At 59.2% G+C, this 18,433-nt stretch carries 20 protein-coding genes and 1 riboswitch; of the genes, 13 read left to right on the forward strand and 7 right to left on the reverse strand.

Features of this window, described 5'->3' with window-relative positions:
* A partial coding sequence (gene metG / locus QZ766_RS05490; RefSeq protein ID WP_297198418.1) for a methionine--tRNA ligase occupies positions 1-1,355 on the reverse strand: 1,355 nt, incomplete at its 3' end.
* A gap of 177 nt (positions 1,356-1,532) precedes the next feature.
* On the opposite strand from metG, the gene apbC reads away from it, so the two are divergent.
* On the forward strand, positions 1,533-2,642 hold the full coding sequence (gene apbC / locus QZ766_RS05495; RefSeq protein ID WP_297198421.1) for an iron-sulfur cluster carrier protein ApbC: 1,110 nt from the start codon (positions 1,533-1,535) through the stop codon (positions 2,640-2,642).
* A 49-nt stretch (positions 2,643-2,691) separates the two neighbouring features.
* On the opposite strand, the gene QZ766_RS05500 is transcribed toward apbC, so the two are convergent.
* The 3 genes from QZ766_RS05500 to QZ766_RS05510 form a co-directional block, all read right to left on the reverse strand.
* Entirely contained in the window at positions 2,692-3,141 is a 450-nt protein-coding gene (locus QZ766_RS05500) for a hypothetical protein (RefSeq protein WP_297198423.1), read from the reverse strand.
* Positions 3,142-3,279: 138 nt separating this feature from the next.
* Positions 3,280-3,705, reverse strand: coding sequence for a GNAT family N-acetyltransferase (locus QZ766_RS05505; RefSeq protein ID WP_297198426.1), 426 nt, complete (start codon positions 3,703-3,705; stop codon positions 3,280-3,282).
* A 50-nt stretch (positions 3,706-3,755) separates the two neighbouring features.
* Complete coding sequence (locus QZ766_RS05510; protein ID WP_297198428.1) at positions 3,756-4,073, reverse strand: RcnB family protein; 318 nt, start codon at positions 4,071-4,073, stop codon at positions 3,756-3,758.
* Positions 4,074-4,277: 204 nt separating this feature from the next.
* On the opposite strand from QZ766_RS05510, the gene QZ766_RS05515 reads away from it, so the two are divergent.
* Positions 4,278-5,198 (forward strand): LysR family transcriptional regulator, encoded by a 921-nt coding sequence (locus QZ766_RS05515; protein ID WP_297198431.1) that lies wholly within the window; start codon positions 4,278-4,280, stop codon positions 5,196-5,198.
* A 69-nt stretch (positions 5,199-5,267) separates the two neighbouring features.
* Here the strand turns inward: QZ766_RS05515 and QZ766_RS05520 are convergent, their stop codons facing one another.
* On the reverse strand, positions 5,268-6,551 hold the full coding sequence (locus QZ766_RS05520; RefSeq protein WP_297198434.1) for a hypothetical protein: 1,284 nt from the start codon (positions 6,549-6,551) through the stop codon (positions 5,268-5,270).
* Between the two features lie 782 nt (positions 6,552-7,333).
* On the opposite strand from QZ766_RS05520, the gene QZ766_RS05525 reads away from it, so the two are divergent.
* The 4 genes from QZ766_RS05525 (at position 7,334) to QZ766_RS05540 (ending at position 9,223) form a co-directional block, all read left to right on the forward strand.
* Positions 7,334-7,747 (forward strand): GNAT family N-acetyltransferase, encoded by a 414-nt coding sequence (locus QZ766_RS05525; RefSeq protein WP_297198437.1) that lies wholly within the window; start codon positions 7,334-7,336, stop codon positions 7,745-7,747.
* Between the two features lie 78 nt (positions 7,748-7,825).
* Positions 7,826-8,131, forward strand: coding sequence for an antibiotic biosynthesis monooxygenase (locus QZ766_RS05530; protein WP_297198440.1), 306 nt, complete (start codon positions 7,826-7,828; stop codon positions 8,129-8,131).
* Positions 8,124-8,516 (forward strand): amino acid-binding protein, encoded by a 393-nt coding sequence (locus tag QZ766_RS05535; protein WP_297198444.1) that lies wholly within the window; start codon positions 8,124-8,126, stop codon positions 8,514-8,516. Before QZ766_RS05530 ends, QZ766_RS05535 begins: the two co-directional genes overlap by 8 nt.
* Positions 8,516-9,223: a helix-turn-helix domain-containing protein gene (locus QZ766_RS05540; protein WP_297198447.1), complete on the forward strand. Its 708-nt coding sequence runs from the start codon at positions 8,516-8,518 to the stop codon at positions 9,221-9,223. Before QZ766_RS05535 ends, QZ766_RS05540 begins: the two co-directional genes overlap by 1 nt.
* Here the strand turns inward: QZ766_RS05540 and QZ766_RS05545 are convergent.
* Together QZ766_RS05545 and QZ766_RS05550 are read right to left on the reverse strand one after the other, a co-directional pair.
* Positions 9,213-10,556, reverse strand: a complete 1,344-nt coding sequence (locus tag QZ766_RS05545; RefSeq protein WP_297198450.1) for an NCS2 family permease — start codon at positions 10,554-10,556, stop codon at positions 9,213-9,215. The two genes, QZ766_RS05540 and QZ766_RS05545, sit on opposite strands and share 11 nt — an antisense overlap.
* A 3-nt stretch (positions 10,557-10,559) precedes the next feature.
* Positions 10,560-12,362 carry an adenine deaminase C-terminal domain-containing protein gene (locus QZ766_RS05550; protein ID WP_297198453.1) on the reverse strand — a complete coding sequence of 601 codons (1,803 nt, stop codon included), beginning with the start codon at positions 12,360-12,362 and terminating at the stop codon, positions 10,560-10,562.
* A gap of 117 nt (positions 12,363-12,479) precedes the next feature.
* Here QZ766_RS05550 and QZ766_RS05555 point away from each other — a divergent pair, with 117 nt between their 5' ends.
* The 7 genes from QZ766_RS05555 to fbaB all read left to right on the forward strand — a co-directional run bounded on the left by QZ766_RS05555 (position 12,480) and on the right by fbaB (position 18,431).
* On the forward strand, positions 12,480-13,391 hold the full coding sequence (locus tag QZ766_RS05555; RefSeq protein ID WP_297198456.1) for a LysR family transcriptional regulator: 912 nt from the start codon (positions 12,480-12,482) through the stop codon (positions 13,389-13,391).
* A gap of 118 nt (positions 13,392-13,509) precedes the next feature.
* Positions 13,510-13,824 (forward strand): hypothetical protein, encoded by a 315-nt coding sequence (locus QZ766_RS05560; protein WP_297198458.1) that lies wholly within the window; start codon positions 13,510-13,512, stop codon positions 13,822-13,824.
* A 210-nt stretch (positions 13,825-14,034) separates the two neighbouring features.
* Complete coding sequence (locus QZ766_RS05565; RefSeq protein WP_366509368.1) at positions 14,035-14,778, forward strand: LysE family translocator; 744 nt, start codon at positions 14,035-14,037, stop codon at positions 14,776-14,778.
* Positions 14,779-14,871: 93 nt separating this feature from the next.
* The gene (locus QZ766_RS05570) at positions 14,872-15,417 is read left to right on the forward strand and encodes a GNAT family N-acetyltransferase (RefSeq protein WP_297198461.1); all 546 of its coding nucleotides are present in this window, start codon (positions 14,872-14,874) and stop codon (positions 15,415-15,417) included.
* Between the two features lie 75 nt (positions 15,418-15,492).
* Positions 15,493-15,589: riboswitch (TPP riboswitch) on the forward strand.
* Positions 15,590-15,626: 37 nt separating this feature from the next.
* Positions 15,627-16,406, forward strand: coding sequence for a hydroxyethylthiazole kinase (thiM, locus tag QZ766_RS05575; protein ID WP_297198464.1), 780 nt, complete (start codon positions 15,627-15,629; stop codon positions 16,404-16,406).
* The gene (thiD, locus tag QZ766_RS05580) at positions 16,403-17,203 is read left to right on the forward strand and encodes a bifunctional hydroxymethylpyrimidine kinase/phosphomethylpyrimidine kinase (protein WP_297198467.1); all 801 of its coding nucleotides are present in this window, start codon (positions 16,403-16,405) and stop codon (positions 17,201-17,203) included. The genes thiM and thiD overlap by 4 nt, the downstream gene beginning before the upstream one ends.
* Before the next feature lie 178 nt (positions 17,204-17,381).
* The gene (gene fbaB / locus QZ766_RS05585; protein WP_297198470.1) at positions 17,382-18,431 is read left to right on the forward strand and encodes a class I fructose-bisphosphate aldolase; all 1,050 of its coding nucleotides are present in this window, start codon (positions 17,382-17,384) and stop codon (positions 18,429-18,431) included.
* The last annotated feature ends 2 nt before the right edge of the window (positions 18,432-18,433 follow it).

An 18,433-nucleotide genomic window follows, 5' to 3' on the forward strand; every position in this document is an offset into this window, starting at 1 on the left:
GCCACGTCGGCCAGGGCCATAATTTCGCGGATGGCTTTGCCGAACTCTCGGCTTTCCCACGCCTCGGCAATGCCGTCGGCGGCGTCGGTGAAGGTTTTGTACAGCGCAGGATCCGCCAGCTCGGCGGAGAGCACGCCGTCAAAGCGCTTGGTGATAAATCCGGCGTTGCGGGACGCCAGGTTCACCACTTTGTTGACGATGTCGGCATTCACGCGCTGCACGAAATCTTCCATGTTCAGGTCAATATCGTCGATGCGTGAAGAGAGCTTGGCGGTGTAGTAGTAGCGCAGGCTGTCGGCATCGAAGTGGTTCAGCCAGGTACTGGCCTTAATAAAGGTGCCGCGAGACTTGGACATCTTGGCGCCGTTCACCGTCACGTAGCCGTGCACGAACAGGTTGGTCGGCTTGCGGAAGCCGCTGCCTTCCAGCATGGCCGGCCAGAACAGGCTGTGGAAGTAGACAATGTCTTTGCCGATGAAGTGGTACAGCTCGGCAGTGGAGTCTTGCTTCCAGTATTCGTCAAAGCTTTCGCTGTCGCCGCGCTTGTCGCACAGGTTTTTGAACGAGCCCATGTAGCCGATCGGCGCATCCAGCCAGACGTAAAAGTATTTGCCCGGCGCGCCCGGAATTTCAAAGCCGAAGTACGGCGCGTCGCGGGAGATGTCCCACTGCTGCAGGCCGTGCTCGAACCACTCCTGCATTTTGTTAGCCACCTGCTCCTGCAGCGCGCCGCTGCGGGTCCACGCCTGCAGCATTTCGCTAAAGGAGGGCAGATCGAAGAAGAAGTGTTCAGACTCGCGCATCACCGGCGTGGCGCCAGACACCACCGATTTCGGATCGATAAGCTCGGTCGGGCTGTAGGTGGCGCCGCACACTTCGCAGTTGTCGCCGTACTGGTCCGGCGATTTGCATTTCGGGCAGGTGCCTTTCACAAAGCGGTCCGGCAGGAACATGCCTTTTTCCGGATCGTAGAGCTGGGAGATGGTGCGGTTTTTAATGAAGCCGTTTTCTTTCAGGCGGCCGTAGATAAGCTCTGACAGCGCGCGGTTCTCGTCGCTGTGGGTCGAGTGATAGTTGTCATAGCTGATATTAAAGCCCGCAAAATCAGTCTGATGCTCCTGACTCATATCCGCAATCATCTGCTCGGGGGTAATGCCAAGCTGCTGCGCTTTCAGCATGATAGGCGTGCCGTGAGCGTCATCGGCGCAGATGAAGTTGACATTGTGGCCGCGCATTCGCTGGTAACGGACCCAGACATCAGCCTGAATATGCTCCAGCATATGACCGAGGTGGATTGAGCCGTTGGCGTACGGCAGCGCGCACGTTACCAGAATTTTTTTCGCGACATGAGTCATAGTGAAATTTACTTCTTATCGTTGTTAAAAGGGGAATTGATGTTACCTGAAAGGGAATAACTACGCCAAGTGATAAGGGCTTTTTCCCCGCTTTATGGGCGAGATGAATAATTATTACCTCAGCGCTGCTGTGGAAGTTACAATTACCTTTCTCAGAACAACGAAAAAGGAGTCGGGATGAACGCGCAATCCCAGGCCAAATCCCCCGAGCAGCTACGTGCGATGGTTGCAGGGACGCTGGCCACTTTTCAGCACCCAACCTTGAAGCATAATCTCACCGCCCTGAACGCGCTGCATCACGTCGCCTGGCTGGACGACGTACTGCACGTTGAAATTCAGATGCCTTTTGTCTGGCACAGCGCCTTTGAGGATCTCAAAGCGCAGTGCAGCGCCGAGCTGCTGCGTATCACGGAAGCCAAAGCCGTCGACTGGAAGTTGAGCCACAACATCGCCACGCTTAAGCGGGTAAAAAACCAGCCCGGTATAAACGGGGTCAAAAATATTATTGCGGTCAGCTCTGGCAAAGGCGGCGTGGGTAAATCCTCCACGGCGGTAAACCTGGCCCTGGCGCTGGCGGCGGAAGGTGCCCGCGTCGGCATTCTGGATGCGGACATCTACGGCCCGTCGATTCCGATGATGCTCGGCTCCGAAGGCCAGCGGCCGACTTCGCCGGACGGCACCCACATGGCGCCGATTATGGCCTTCGGCCTGGCGACCAACTCCATCGGCTACCTGGTGACCGACGAGAACGCGATGGTCTGGCGCGGGCCGATGGCCAGCAAAGCCCTGATGCAGATGCTGCAGGAGACAATCTGGCCGGAGCTGGATTATCTGGTGCTGGATATGCCCCCGGGTACCGGTGATATTCAGCTGACGCTGGCGCAGAACATTCCGGTAACCGGTGCCCTGGTGGTAACCACGCCACAGGATGTTGCGCTTACCGATGCCAAAAAGGGCATCGTGATGTTTGAAAAAGTTGAGGTGCCGGTGCTCGGCATCGTCGAAAACATGAGCGTGCATATCTGCAGCCAGTGCGGGCATGAAGAGCATATCTTCGGCACCGGCGGCGCCGCGCGGCTGGCTGAGAAGTACCACACCGAGCTGCTCGGCCAGATGCCGCTGCACATCAACCTGCGCGAAGATCTCGATCGCGGCACGCCGACCGTTGTCGCGCGGCCCGACAGCGAGTTTACCGCGCGCTATCGCCAGCTGGCGGATCGCGTCGCTGCCCAGCTTTACTGGCAGGGCGAAGTGATCCCCGGCGAAATCGCTTTCCGCGCGGTATAAGCGGCAGGGCCGCGATACATCTCTACAGGCTACCTTGCGGTAGCCTTTTTTATACCAGCGGCACCAGGCCGTCCGGCGTGCGCAGCCAGCGCGGGGCGCTGATAAGATCGGTTTGCAGCCGCAGCAGATCGCCGAGCAGGCCCTGCAGCGTATCCTCAATGCTGATGGGCATTCGCCCCTGGGCCAGAAGCTCGCTGAGCGCAATGCAGTATTCGCAGAGCAGATCGCTGTCGCAGTTCAGCGTTGGCGGCGCGGCGGGTCGCGTATCGACGGTGAAGGCCTCCCGGCACGCGAGTGGAATGGGTTCGTTGAGCTCCGGCAGCAGCCGGCTGAGGTGCTCGCCGAGCTGGCGATAGATTTCGCGCTGCGCCGCCATGTTTTCCGTGTCCTGACCGGCGACACCGAGCCGCTCGCAGCGCGCTGCCGCCGTAACAAAATCCTCTTCCGGATCGATGAAGTCAGTAGGGACAGGTAATTGAAAGACCGCCGTTGCTTCCATGAGTGCATTCTCCTTGAGATAAATAACTGTATTTATGTACAGGTATTGTACGCGTGGAAACGCGGGTAACAAGGGGGATAAACGGAATCAGCCTCGCAAAAGCGAGTGAAATTTAAGCAATGTCAGTGGGGGAGAGTATCAGGGAAGAGGATAGTGCATTAGCCAGTAGTCTCCCTCGGGCGAGCAGCCCCGCGCTTCAATATGCCAGCCGTGCCGCTGATAAAATCGCAGCGCCTTCGCGTTCTGCACCAGACACTTCAGGGAACCGGTGCTGGTAAAGGTGCTCTGCACGTGGCGGAGTAAAGCACTGCCCGCACCTTGCCCCTGCCACTGCGGATCGACAAACAGGTTGTGCAGAAAATTATCGTTGTCCGACACCGAGGCAAATCCCGCGCGGTGCCCGTCTGTTTCGGCAACCCACAGGGTTTCGTTAAGCGTTTCGGCATCGAAATCCTCCAGCCGCCAGTCGGGCTGATGAAACCACGTCCAGTCGGATTTGCGGGCGTGGAGATATAGCGTGCGCAGGAAAGGGCGGTCAGATTCATGACCGGGACGTATCAGCATGGCAGTCTCACGGGGGCGGGCTGCGAAACCGGTTCGCAGCCGCGGCGGGATTAGCGGTGGTAGAAGATTTCGCCATCGTAGGCTTTGAGAACTTTGCCGTCCGCATCGGTAATCAGGACGTAATTGCCGCCCATGTAGGTCCAGTGGCTTCCGGCATCCGGCGCCGGGAGATGGCGCAGCTGCCACTGTTTAATGTTGTACTCTTCGGTGCGATACATCGCCGGAACGGTGTCGCCAATATTAAAGTGGGTAAAATCGGCGATAAAGGTTTTCACCTCATATTTCTGAATACCCGCGTCGGCCTCTGCGCTGACTGCACCCGCAGTCGTCAGCAGCGCGCCCAGAAGCATCATTTTTGTTTTACGCATACCTTCTCCACAATCCAGGGCTCAAAAATTAGCAGCCCTGTATCATTCCCGAAAGCGGGCCACCATGGCAAGCCTTCCTGCAGGATAAAGTGTAAGTAAACCCGGCGGCGGAGCGCCTTCTGGCGGCGTTATTGACAATTTAAGAGGATTCCGGCATCCATTAACGCCATTACAGCATCCTCAACTCCGCAATAAGGAATCCCCATGCTCAGGCTGGAAGATCTCACTCTGTTTGTGCGCGCCGCGGCATCGGGCAGCTTTAGCGAGGCGGCGCGAGAGGCGGGGCTGCAGCCCGCGCAGGTGAGCTCGGCAATGAAGCGGCTGGAGGTGCATCTTAACGTCCGGCTGTTTGCCCGCTCGACCCGCAGCCTGCGCCTGACGCCGGAAGGTGAGTCCTGGCTGCCTTACGCTGAGCAGATGCTTGAGGCCATGCGCGCCGGGCTGCAGAAACTGCAGGCGCCGGATGAGGAGGTCGGCGGCACCCTGCGCATCGGCGTGCCATCCGATCTTGGCCGCAATCTGCTGCTGGGCGTTTTTCAGGATTTCTGCCGGCAATACCCCGCGCTGCGGATGCAGATGTTCTTCTCCGATCGCTCGGCGGACGTGTTTAAAGATCCGGTCGATGTGGCTTTCCGCTACGGCAGCAACAGCGATGCGTCGTTTGTTGCCCTGCCGGTTGCCCCCGATAACCGGCGGATCCTGGTCGCTTCACCGGTGTGGATTGAGCGCCACGGTGAGCCGCTGTCGCCGGAGGCGCTGTCCCGCTGCAACGCCCTGACTTATCTGCTGCGCGGACGGCTGTACGACCGTTGGACGCTACAGCGGGAAGGCAGCCAGTGCGAGATAAAGGTTACCGGAAACATCATGAGCGATGATGCCGAAGTGATCCGCCGCCTGGCGATTGCCGGGGAGGGCGTTGCCTACAAGTCGAGGCTGGACGTCAGCGACGATATTTTAGCGGGCCGGCTGAGGCAGATTTTACCTGAGTGGAGCGGGGAGAACGCGCCGCTGAACTTAATCTGTCCACACCGCCAGCAGGTTACGCCTGCCGTACGCCTGCTGCACGAGGCGGTAAAAGCGAAGTGCGCAGAGGTGCTAAAGCGTGTTCGCCAGCGCGCTGAATAACGCAGAAATGTAAACGGCTCACCGCCTTGATCGCCGGTGAGCCGTGATGCCCTAACTGCCGCGTCGCACTCAGAACGAGCGGTGGAAGTTAACCAGCGGCAGGACCGGAACGGTGGCGTTCATTGCGATATTGATAACCCCAATCTGCAAGCCTTCCAGATGCTTGGTGGCGTTAATCAGGCCGAACTGGAAGTTGGTGGTATCGGCATAGTTAAAGGCGCCGAAGTCGGTGCTGCTGCTGCCGGAAGTCACGTTGATGGCGCCGATATTGCTGCCGGTGACGTTGCCGGAGTTGATGTTGATGGCACCCATGTTCAGGCCGCTGACGTTGCCACCGTTGAAGTTAACCGCGCCGAGGTTCATGCCGGTGACGTTGTTGGCAACGTTAAAGCCGCCGAGGTTAAAGCCGGTCATATCGTTAGTGCGGTTGAACACGCCCATATTGAAGCCGGTGGTATTTTCCGACCAGTTAAAGGCGGTAATGTTGGCGCCGGTGGTGTCGCCAGACTTGTTGAAGGCGGCAATATTCAGCCCGGTCATGTTGCCGGATACGTTGACGATCGCGGCGTTCATCCCTTTGATATCGCCTTCACTCCAGTTAGCGATACCGCCGACGTTGAAGCCCCTCACGTTGCGGCTGTGGCTGGCAATGGCCACGTTGGCCCCGGTAATATCTTTATCGACCCAGCTAAACGGGCTGATATTCAGGCCCTTCATGTCGCCGCGGATATAGTTGCCAATGCCGGCGACGTTCATCCCCCTGACGTTACCGTCGATTTCGTTGCCGATGCCGGCCACGTTCAGCCCTTTCATCGTGCCTTCGGTATAGTTGCCGAGGCCGTTGATATTCAAGCCGTACATCCGGCCCTTGTTGTAATTGCCGAGAATGCCGACGTTCATACCGTTAATATCGCCCGTGCCGTTCAGGTTGCCTTCTGCGGTAACCCCGCCGATATTCAACCCGTTCATCTGGTCGGTGGCGCTGTAAATACCAACGCTGGCGCCGTTCATATTGCCGACCTGATTCGCCAGGCTAATGTTTAAACCGTTGTCTTCTCCGCCGTGCCAGTTGAACAGGCCGATAGCAGCACCGTTTACGCCGTTGCGCACGTGGGAACCTGCCAGTGCGCCAAGCTGTAAACCGTTAACCTGATCCATTTCGGTATAGCCCAGAATCGGCAGATCGAAACCGTTCACTGTCCCGGTATTGCTGTAGAACAGAGAGCTCTGGAAGCCGTTGATTTCGCTGTCAGCCGTGACGTTTTTGAACGAGGCGAGCTGCATTGGCGCTGCGATACCTGCGGTGGAAAACATCGCGCATGAAAGCAATAGAGCTAGAGTTTTACGTTTCATTTTTATCCCAACCTGGATTTGTTTTAATAGGCTGCCCGTCCGGCAGTTATTGTAGACCCTGATAATATCTGCCTGATACATCGGTTATTATTTTCAGTAAATGCTGTTTGATAGACAAATAATGCTATTTAGAAAGTACCTGAAAAATAATATCCGGTTCACTGCGGTTCTTCTTTTTTTAAAATCCCTTTATTTTTCAAAATCGTCTTGGCAAAAAGTGCCGAGGAACTTTCTGGCTGGATTCATTTAGTTACATTCAATAATATTATTGTTTACTCGTTCACGGAGGTATTTTCATATCAGCGACCTAAGTTGCTCAGCGGCGATGGTGCATGCCGGGGTTTTACATTGTGGTCATTGCTTATTGCATTGATTTTAGTTTATTTTTTTATGGAGTGGTGGTTATTTCATTCCGTGTTTCTCCTTACGGCGCGTGCAGATGTGCACGAAATACTTCTTAATGTTCGTTACGCTGTTTAACGTGCGAAAAATGCTGGGCTGCTGCTGGTGTTTATTTGTTGTGATTATTCCACAACCAAATTTATTACTTTCCGGAATTAATTATCTGTTCGATTCAGCGGCGGTGAGCTCATCTCTGATTCTTCCGCTATAACTCCGTTACGCTATTTTAAATTCTGTTGCGAAATGGTCTTTGTCGGGGGGGGGAAGCTGATTGTTTTCGTGTTTTCCAGCAACCTATTCTTGCCGGTGCCTCACGATACGGAGTTCTTCTGTAGAGTTCCCTTTGATATAAACAGTACTTTCCTGCAAACGAGGTAACCATGAACAGCAGCTATCGTATTATCGAATGTGCCCCGCCGGTGGATGACTTCTGTCGCCTGCGTCAGATCGCCGGTCTTTCTCCTCGTCCTAGGGAGGCGGTTGTCAAAGCGCTGCCCCGAAGCTGCTTTGCGCTGCAGGTGCTGCATGCCGATCGGGTTGTCGGAATGGGAAGAGTGGTTGGCGACGGCGTCATGAATCTGGAGATTGTGGATATAGCCGTCGATCCCGCCCACCAACGGCAGGGCTTAGGGCGCCAGATTATGACGCACAGTGTTGACTGGCTGGATCGCAATGCCGCCGAAGGGGCGTATGTCACCTTAATGGCCGATGTCCCTGAGCTTTACAGCCTTTTCGGTTTCGCTCCCGTTGCTCCCCACAGCGAAGGCATGGCCAGAGTCTGGGGCAAAAACTAGCGCCGTTTCGTTGCCCAACGAAGTATGACATCTTTTTTCACGCTAGCTTTTCCCCATTCAACACAGCGGGAGGATCTTATGATTGCAGTGCTTTTTGAGGCAGATATTTTACCCGGCGGGCAGGCGCGCTATCTGGCGCTGGCGGCGGAACTGAAGCCGCGCCTGTCGCAGTTGGACGGCTTTATCGACATAGAGCGTTTCCAGAGCCTGAGCCAAGAGGGCAAAGTGCTCTCCCTTTCCTGGTGGCGTGACGAAGCGGCAGTGCTTGCCTGGAAGCAGGACGTGCAGCACCAGATAGCCCAGCGGGAAGGTAAGGAGCACCTGTTTGCCCGCTACCGGATCCGCATCGTTTCCCTGCAGCGGGAGTACGGCCATCGTGCATGACATTCATCTGCGGTTAAACGACGCGCCCGGCGAGCTGGCGCTTATGGGCAAAGTCCTCGGAGAGAACGGTATTGGCCTGGAGGGCGGCGGCGTGTTTACCTGCGGCGACGGGGCCCACGCCCATTTCCTGGTGGAGGACGGCGAGCGTACCAGGACGGTGCTGCTGGCTGCAGGCATCAAGGTTGTTGCCGTCACCACGCCGCTGATCCGCCGCCTGCCTCAGGAGCGCCCCGGCGAGCTGGGGGAAATAGCCCGGGCGCTGGCCGGACGCGGTGTTAATATCCTCACCCAGTACAGCGACCACGCCGGTCGCCTGATCCTGATAACCGATAACGATGTCCTTGCCCGCGAGGCGACCGTGGCGTGGGCAGACCGGAGGAGATAATGGCCAATCCCTTAGCCGCAGAGCAGGAAGAGAATGAATACGGCCTGGAGGCGGATGTTACGGCGCTGGCGGCGGCGCTGGCCGACGCCTCGCGGATAAAAATGCTCTGCGCGCTGATGGACGGCAGAGCGTGGACGGCAACCGAGCTGGCGGCCGCCGCGGAGATTTCCGCGTCAACCGCCAGCGTGCATCTGCAAAAGCTGGTTAAGGGACGGCTTCTGGCCTGCGTTTCTCAGGGACAATACCGCTATTTTCGCCTTGCCGGGCCTGATGTCGCCCGGCTGCTGGAGGGAATGATGAACCTGTCGCAGCAGATCGCGACCCCGCTGCGCACCCGCACGCCGGCGCCACTGCGCGCGGCGCGTACCTGCTATGACCACCTGGCGGGGGAAGTGGCGGTGCGTATCTGGCAGGCGATGGTGGATAAAGGCTGGCTCTTGGCGGACGGTTCGGCCCTGACGGCGGCAGGGGAGGCGGCTTTTTACCAGTGGGGTATCAGGCTGGATACGTTCGGCAGGCGCCAGGCCTGCTGCGCCTGCCTCGACTGGAGCGAGCGGCGCTATCATCTCGGCGGCGCGGCGGGCGCGGCCCTGCTGCTGCACGCCGAACAGCAGGGCTGGATAGCCCGCACGCCGGGCTATCGGGAAGTGGTGATTACCCCGGCGGGCCGCCTCGCTTTCCGGCGCCTGTTTGCCATCAGTGTCTGACTAACGTGGCGAAGTAGTACACCAGCGGGATTGCCAGGATCCACAGTCCCGCCGGAATATCGCGCCACTTGCCGGCCACAGTTTTAATCATGATGTAAAACAGCAGGCCGCCGGCAATCCCGGTACCGAAGCTGTTGGCAATCAGGGTGATCATCACCATCATCAGCACCGGCAGGCCGTCGGTAAAGTTCGCCAGATCCACTTTGCGCAGGCCGCTGAACATATTCAGGCCGATAAGGATCAGCGCCGGCGCGGTTGCCTCTTTCGGGATCATCAGCGCTACTGGCGTAAACAGCAGCATCAAAAGGAACATCGTGGCCGCCGCCAGCGCGGTGAGCCCGGTTTTGCCGCCGGCCTCCGCTGCCGCCGAGGACTCGATTAGCGCGGTAGCGGCCGGGATCCCGACCCAAGGGCCAATCGCGGCGGCAATTGAGTCCACCATGAACGGATGGTTGATGTTCGGCATATTGCCTTCGTCGTCCAGCAGCCCGGCTTCGCCGCCCACTGCCAGCGTGGTGCCCATAGTGGAGAAGAACTCCGAAGCGAAGAACACGAACAAAAACGGCAGGAAGGCGATATTCAGCGCGCCCAGCATATCTACCTTGCCCAGCACCGGCGTCAGCGGGTGCGGATAGTCGATAAAGTGCGTTGGCAGGTGAGTGACCCCCAGCGGGATGCCGATCAGCGTGGCAAAGAGGATTGCCCACAGGATCGCACCGGGAATGCGCCGCGCCTGCAGGGCGATGGCGAGAAACAGCCCGCCGAGCGCTACCAGCGCGCCGGGAGAGAGAAAATCCCCCAGCATCAGGGCGTTGGTTTTGGCATTCGCCAGTACCAGCCCGGCGTTGCGAAACCCGAGCACCGCCACAAACAGCCCGATGGAGGCGGTAAGGCCGAGCTTAATGGACTGCGGAACCGAGCGGGTAACCACTTCGCGCAGGCCGAACTTGGTCAGAATAAAAAACAGGATCCCCGACCAGCAGGCGATCCCCAGCCCCACCGGCCAGCCGATCCCCTCGCTGCCCGCCAGCGTAATGCCCACCAGTACGGAGCCGCCGATGCCCGGCCCGACAATAAATGGCAGGTTGGCGTAGAACGCCATCAGCAGCGTTCCGGCGACAAACACCAGAATGGTGCCGGTAGTGACTGCGCCTTTGTCCATGCCGCCGGCGGCCAGCAGGCCGGGGATAACCACCAGCAGATAGGCAGCCGCCAGGAAACCGGTAATGCCGGCCAGGCACTCGGTGCGCAGGGTGGTGCCCCGGGCGCGCAGGCCAAAGCGGCGCTCCAGCCAGCTTCCGCGGCCTACGGGTGAAAGGGTGTTGTCAGCCATCCGTTACTCTCCCTGAGATTGATGAGGCGCTTCCGGCGTTTCCCGGAATGAAATAACCGGATCGACTATCTGGCGCGTGGTGCCGTCGGTCAGACCCAAATCGGTCAGGTGCGGCCCGGCATTGCAGGCCAGGCAGGTGCCTTCGATGGCTTTAAAGACTCGATACGGCGGCTCCCAGTCGGCAACCCGGGCGCTGAGATCCCGCAGGGTGCGGAATTGCGCGGCCAGCTCTGCCGCGGGAAGATCCGACAGCATCCCGGCAATCGGCATCGCCACGTGGGCCAGGATTTCCCCCTGCTGCGCCAGCGCCATGCCGCCGCCGGAGGCGATTAGCCGGTTAGCGGCGAGCGCCATATCCTCGGGGCTGCGGCCCAGCACCACCAGATTGTGGGAATCGTGGGAGTAGCTGGTGGCGATAGCCCCGCGCAGCTCGCCCCAGCCTTCGAGCAGGGCGATTTGCGGGGTGGCGGCGTGGCGACCGTGACGGTGCTTAACCCAGATCAGGCTAAAGCCTGCGGGCAGTACGACCTTGCCATCGCGGATCTGCACGTCCACCTCGCCCCACTGGGTAAAGCGTGCGCCGCGAATGTGGCGCAGACGCGCCTCGCCGTGCCGCACGCCGGCGATCCGCAGCGCAAAATCCTGCGGGCTCAGGGCCGCTATTTTCAGGGTGTCCCGGGGCGGAACCACGTCCGCCGCATCGGCTATCGGCTGCAGCAGCGCGCCGTCGCGAGCGATCAGGCTGCCGCCGACAAAGACCTCCCGGGCCTGCAGCTGCAGCAGGGAGTCAAAAACCACCAGATCCGCCCGGCGGCCGGCGGCGATAAGCCCAAGATCGCCGCGCTGCAGGCGAATAGCCGCGTTCAGGGTGGCGAAGCGCAGCACGTCCGCGGCGGAAAGGCCGTGTTCGATCAGCAGGTTGAGCAGATTAATAATGCCGCCTTTCTCCAGCAGCATGTCCGGCGGGACGTCATCGGTGCAGACAGTTATCTGCGAAGAAAGGTGCGGTAGCGTCTTAAGCGCCTGTACAATATCTGGCAGCAGATAGGGATGCGAGCCGCGAATTTCCAGGGTCAGACCGGCCCGCAGCTTTTCCAGCGCGTCCTCGGCGGACGTCAGTTCGTGATCGGAAGTGACGCCGGCGGCGAGATAGGCCTGCAGTCCGGGGCCGCTCAGGCCGCGGGCGTGGCCCTCAATTAGCTTGCCGCTGTTCAGCCCCGCCTGCATGATTTCTGCCATCCGCGTACTGCCGTGCAGCACGCCGTGCATGTCCATTACTTCGGCGACGCCGCGCACTTCCGGCCAGGCGAGCATGGTTTCCATTTCTGCGCCGGCAAAGTCGGCGGCGGACATCTCCAGGCCCGGGGTGGAAGGCACGCTCGACGGGGCCGCTACCATGACCTGCAGCGGGAGACCGCGGCTGGCCTCGACCGCGTAGCGCACGCCATCAACCCCCAGCACGTTAGCCAGCTCGTGCGGATCCCAGAATACCGCCGTGGTGCCCTGGGCGAGTACAATTTCCGCGTATCGCGCGGGCGGCAGGTGGGAGCTTTCAAGATGAACGTGGGTATCAATCAGGCCGGGGGAGAGGTAGCGGCCTGCTAAAGAGTGGCGTTCAATGGCGTCGGTGCGGGTGCCGCGCGGGTGGACGCTGGCAATCATCTCCCCGACGATGCCGACGTCGGCTTCGCGGATTTCGCCGGTCACCATATCGACAATCTGGCCGTCGGTAAGAAGTAAATCAAAAGGGCATTCGCCCCGGGCGGCGCGCACGGCGCGGCGGCGGTTTTCAGCACTGCTGGACATAACAACTCCGGCACAAGGATAATGCGGGTACTCTAGGCGTCTGGCAAACGTTTGCCCAGATGAAAATATTTATCACCCGATAACGCCGGGTTATTTAGCATCGCGAGTATCAAAAAAATGGTTGAACCCTGGCAGCGTCTGCCCGCTCTCTCCTTAAAGCAGATCCAGTATTTCGTTACCCTCGCGCGCCTGCGCCATTTTACCGATACCGCGAACCGGCTGGCCATAAGCCAGCCGGCCCTCAGCAGCGCCCTGCGTCAGATTGAGACCGTGCTGGGGGGTAAACTGGTTAACCGTACCGCCTCGGCGGTGACGCTCACCGAGCTCGGCATCGCGATTTTACCCCACGCGGAGCGGCTGCTCGGCGTCGCGCAGAATGCCTTTCTCGATATGCAGCAGATTGTCGCCGACGGCGGCGACGGCACGGTGCGCATCGGTATGGTGCCCTCGGTCAGCGCGCTGCTGTTTCCGCTGCTGCCAAAAACCCTGGCGCAGGCCTTTCCCCGCCTGCGGGTCGAGTTTCACGATCGCACCAATGACGCGCTGATTCAGGAGCTGTACAGCGGCAGAATTGATTTCGGCATCGGCGCCATCGACAGCTCGCTGCCGGAGGGGCTGCAGGTCTTTCCCCTGCGTGAAGATCCTTTTGTCGCAGTACTGCACCGGGACGATCCGCTGGCCGGGCAGGCGCATATGCCCTGGAAGCAGCTGGCGGGCAGGGAGATTGCGGTGTTCTCTAAAGGCAATATCCTGCGGCTGGTGGGCGCGCTTGCCGAGAGCCACCGGCTGACTCTCAACATGCGCTATCAGGTGGATTACATCGAAACCCTGTACGGGCTGGTGCGCTCGCGGCTGGCGATTGCCATACTGCCCCAGCTCTACACCACGCATCTGCGGGATGAGGCGCTGACCGTCGCCCGGCTGCAGCAGCCAGAGATGACGCGCACCGTTGCGCTGATGCGCGGTGCTCAGCCGCTGCCCCCGCTGATTGAGTCATGCTTTTTAATTTTGCTGGAAACGTTACGCTAATCGCAAAATTTTACAGACCAGGGATTAATTATTTACAAAAGAATCAGCTAAACTCTATCTTATTAAAGAGGAGTTTTTTTCAGGGAGATAATAATTCATCTGCTTACGGGAGCGATGTATGAGCCTCACAGAAGATACCCTGCTGCACTCCGGTTTTAATCAGCGTGAGCTGCAATTATTGAAAAACAGCATAGAAACCCCCAACGGCTCTCTGGACGGCGTCGTTAGTGGTTTCGCTAAGCGATTCATGGTCTTCTCATCTCTGTTTTTAACTTGCTTACTGGCGTTGACTATTATCTCGCTATTCACCCCAATAAAAGAGATGTTATTAGCGGTCGGTGCATTAGTCATTATTCTTGCCGTATTAAAATGGATGCGTTTCCCCGTCATTGCGTGGAAGTGCTGGTTTTATTGCAGTCATCAATGGAAATAAATGATTACTCCGTAACGGTTATTTAATTATATTAAATTTATCTAATCTATATTCTCATTTTCTCTTCGTTTTCTCCTCACGCTGCGGCCGCCTCCGGCACCGCAGCGCTGACATCCTGCCCGAAATGCCCTTATCCAATCAAAATGTATAACCTAGAGCGTTACTACTCTTGCTCTGATATGTTAAATTTTAGTTAACTATGCCGCAGTGATGCCTACACCCGCCAAACGCGAGCCCCTGAAAGCTGCCAGCCGCGCCTCGCCGGAGCATCACGGGCAAAGCACCGCACTTACGGATTCGGAGATTCAGATGCTGGACATTACTCATTTCGGTTTATTTGCGCTGTCGGTGCTGCTGCTCTCCATCACGCCCGGCCCCGATATTGCTTACGTGGTCGGGCAGAGCGTGGCCAACGGCCGGCGGGCGGGAATTCTTTCCGCCGCCGGCGTTGCGCTGGGCAGCTGTACCCACGCCGTCGCCAGCGCCATCGGACTCACTGCGCTGATCGCGGCTTCACCCGCTATGTTTACGGTAGTGAAATACGCCGGTGCGGCCTATCTCATTTATCTGGGTGGCAAAATGGTGCTCGGCACCTTTACAGCACAGGCCGCGGGAAGGGATGACGCACCGAGAATTAACGTGGAGATGAGCCTGGTAAATCCGATGCTCAAAGGGTTTATTACCACTCTGACAAACCCGAAGGTGCTGCTGTTTTTCATCTCATTCTTCCCACAGTTTGTGGTGCCAGGCGGGCAGCATCACGGGCTCTCATTTCTGCTGCTGGGGCTGGTGTATGCCCTTATCGCCTTCTTAACCGATCTCACCTTTGCTATTCTGGCCGGCGGCGCGGCGCGGGCCGTGTCCCAAAACCGCGCGCTGCAGACGCTGCTCGACAGAATTGTCGGCGCGGCATTTATCGCCCTGGGCCTGCGGCTGGCGGTAACCCAGCGCTAGACGCTCTCCTTCTGACGCGGGTTTCTTTGCGGGTGCGCAATGACCTTTATGGCGTTAGCGATTAAGGTCATGGCGATAATGAGAGGAGATAACATGACTACGCCAGAAACAAAGCGCCTGCGCCTGCGGCAGTGGAAAGAGAGCGACCTGAGGTCTTTTGCCGCGCTCACCGCCGATCCCGAGGTCATGCGCTATTTCCCCGCCACCCTGAACCGGGAAGAGAGCGACGCGCTGGCCGCGCGATTCAGGGCAACGATTGATGAAAACGGCGGATGGGGCTACTGGGCCGTAGAAGTAAAAGCCACGGGCGAGTTTGCCGGCTATGTCGGGCTGGCGTCCCAGCCGGATCGCTACGCTTTTTCCCCCTGCACCGAAATAAGCTGGCGCCTGAGCCAGAAATACTGGCATCAGGGCATTGCCAGAAAAGCGGCGGAAGCAACGCTGGATTATGCGTTCAATGTGCTAAACCTGGAGGAAGTGGTTTCTCTCACTTCCATACACAACGCGCCGTCGGAGAATCTGATGAAGCGGCTGGGCATGCGCAAGCAGGGGCAGTTCTTTCACCCGGCGCTGCCGGCGGACCACTGGCTGGCGGAACACGTTGTTTACAGGGTTGGTCGGGACGATGCGCGGCGGTAGTACTTGTTTATTCGCAAGCGTGCTGGCATTATTTTTGGCAGACCTCAGCGGTGTTTGCTATTGCAACCTGTTGATTTAAATGACTCGGGGTGCCCTTCTTTGTGAAGGCTGAGAAATACCCGTACCACCTGATCTGGATAATGCCAGCGTAGGGAAGTCAGTGACCCTCGCGGGTTATCGCTTCTTCCGCAGCCTGGCAGGAGCATAACGTGCAACCTGACCTTCTGAATCATGCGCAGCTCGCGCAAACCTCCCATCTTTTTCGTTCCCGCACTCCGCTGGTTCACTGCATGACCAACGATGTCGTACAGACGTTTACCGCCAACGTCCTGCTGGCGGTGGGGGCGTCTCCGGCAATGGTGATTGATATTGCTGAAGCGCCGCAGTTTGCCGCGCTGGCGGACGCGCTGCTGATTAACGTCGGTACGCTGACCGAAGCCCGGCGCGACGCCATGCGCGCCGCGGTGGAAAGCGCCAGCGCTGCGGGGAAACCCTGGGTACTGGATCCCGTAGCGGTCGGGGCGCTGACGCTGCGCAGCGAATTTTGCCAGGCGCTGCTGGCCCGCGGCCCGGCGGCGATACGCGGTAACGCCTCCGAGATTATGGCCCTTGCCGGCGAGAGCGGCGGCGGGCGCGGGGTGGATACCACCGATACTGCGGCGGCGGCGCTGCCCGCGGCGCGCAGGCTGGCGGCGGATCTGGCAACGATTGTGGCGGTTACCGGCGAGGTGGATTATGTGACCGACGGCCCACGCACTGTCTCTGTTGCAGGCGGTTCGCCGCTGATGACCAGAGTTGTCGGCACTGGCTGCGCGCTCTCGGCGGTGGTTGCCGCCGCCTGTGCGCTTCCGGGTGACAGGCTGCAGAATGTCTCCGGGGCCTGCGGGCTGATGAAGCGGGCAGGCGGTATTGCCGCCGCGGCAAGTGCCGGACCGGGCGGGTTTGTGCCTGCGTTCCTCGACGCGCTGTATCAGGAGGTGGACGCATGAAGCGCATTAACGCTCTTACCATCGCCGGCACCGATCCCAGCGGCGGGGCGGGGATCCAGGCTGACCTGAAAACCTTTTCCGCGCTGGGCGCCTACGGTTGCTCGGTGATTACGGCACTGGTGGCCCAGAACACCCGGGGCGTGCAGTCGGTGTACCGCATCGAGCCGGATTTCGTCGCCGCCCAGCTGGATTCGGTGTTCAGCGACGTGCGGATCGACACCACCAAAATCGGCATGCTGGCCGAGACCGATATCGTCGAGGCGGTTGCGGACAGGCTGGCGCGCTACGGCGTTGAAAATGTGGTGCTGGATACGGTGATGCTGGCCAAAAGCGGCGATCCGCTGCTTTCGCCCTCCGCCGTCAGCACGTTGCGCCAGCGCCTGCTGCCGCAGGTATCGCTGATAACGCCGAACCTGCCCGAGGCTGCCGCGCTGCTGGATGCGCCCCACGCCGCGAACGAGCGCGAAATGCTCGAGCAGGGCCGGGCGCTGCGGGCGCTGGGCTGCGACGCGGTGCTGATGAAGGGTGGCCACCTTGACGATGCGGAAAGCCCGGACTGGCTGTTTACGTCCGAGGGCGAGCACCGCTTTACTGCACCCCGGGTGATAACCAAAAACACCCACGGCACCGGCTGCACCCTCTCCGCAGCGCTGGCGGCGCTGCGCCCGCGCCACCGCAGCTGGCTCGACACGGTGCCGGAGGCAAAAGCCTGGCTCTCCGCAGCGCTGGCCCAGGCGGATACGCTGGAAGTTGGCCGCGGGATTGGGCCGGTGCACCATTTTCACGCCTGGTGGTAGCCCGGCAGCTGCGCATGACACGTCGGTAAGGTGTGACTCAGGCCAGCAGAATGTGCCAGGAATGGCACGTTTGTCCTGGAAAAAAGGGGCTGAGAAGACCAGGCTTAAGGTTCCCTTTTATTCAGGCAGCTCAGGATATTCACTGCCGGCCCGGCCGGCACTTACGGGAGTTATCGCTATGACTGATATTGCGCAATTGCTTGGCAAAGATGCCGACAGCCTGCTGCAGCACCGCTGTATGACCATTCCTTCCGACCAGCTCTACCTTCCCGGTGCAGATTACGTTGACCGGGTAATGATCGACAACAACCGCCCGCCGGCTGTGCTGCGCAACATGCAGACGCTGTACAATACCGGACGTCTTGCGGGCACCGGCTACCTCTCCATTTTGCCGGTCGATCAGGGCGTGGAGCACTCGGCGGGCGCGTCGTTCGCGGCCAATCCGCTCTATTTCGATCCGAAGAACATTGTCGAGCTGGCGATTGAGGCCGGCTGCAACTGCGTGGCCTCAACCTACGGCGTGCTGGCCTCGGTGTCGCGACGCTACGCGCACCGGATCCCGTTTCTGGTGAAGCTCAACCATAACGAGACGCTGAGCTACCCGAATACCTTCGATCAGACCCTGTACGCCAGCGTCGAGCAGGCCTTTAACATGGGCGCGGTGGCGGTCGGGGCGACCATTTATTTCGGTTCGGAAGAGTCCCGCCGCCAGATTGAAGAAATTTCTGCGGCCTTCGAGCGCGCTCACGAGCTGGGGATGGTCACCGTGCTGTGGGCCTATCTGCGCAATTCCGGCTTCAAGAAAGACGGCGTGGATTACCACGTGTCCGCGGATCTAACCGGGCAGGCCAACCATCTGGCGGCAACTATCGGCGCCGATATCGTGAAGCAGAAAATGGCTGAGAACAACGGCGGCTACAAGGCGGTTAATTTCGGCTATACCGACGAGCGGGTCTACAGCAAGCTGACCACCGACAATCCTATCGATCTGGTGCGCTATCAGCTGGCGAATTGCTATATGGGGCGCGCGGGGCTGATTAACTCCGGCGGGGCCGCCGGTGACAACGATGCGGCGGATGCGGTGCGCACCGCGGTGATTAACAAGCGCGCCGGCGGCATGGGGCTGATTCTGGGGCGTAAAGCGTTTAAAAAATCTATGACAGACGGCGTCAAGCTGATCAACGCCGTACAGGATGTGTATCTCGACAACAGCGTTACCATTGCCTGAGC

The organism is uncultured Pluralibacter sp., from assembly GCF_913775985.1.
In the GTDB taxonomy this organism is placed as follows: domain Bacteria; phylum Pseudomonadota; class Gammaproteobacteria; order Enterobacterales; family Enterobacteriaceae; genus Pluralibacter.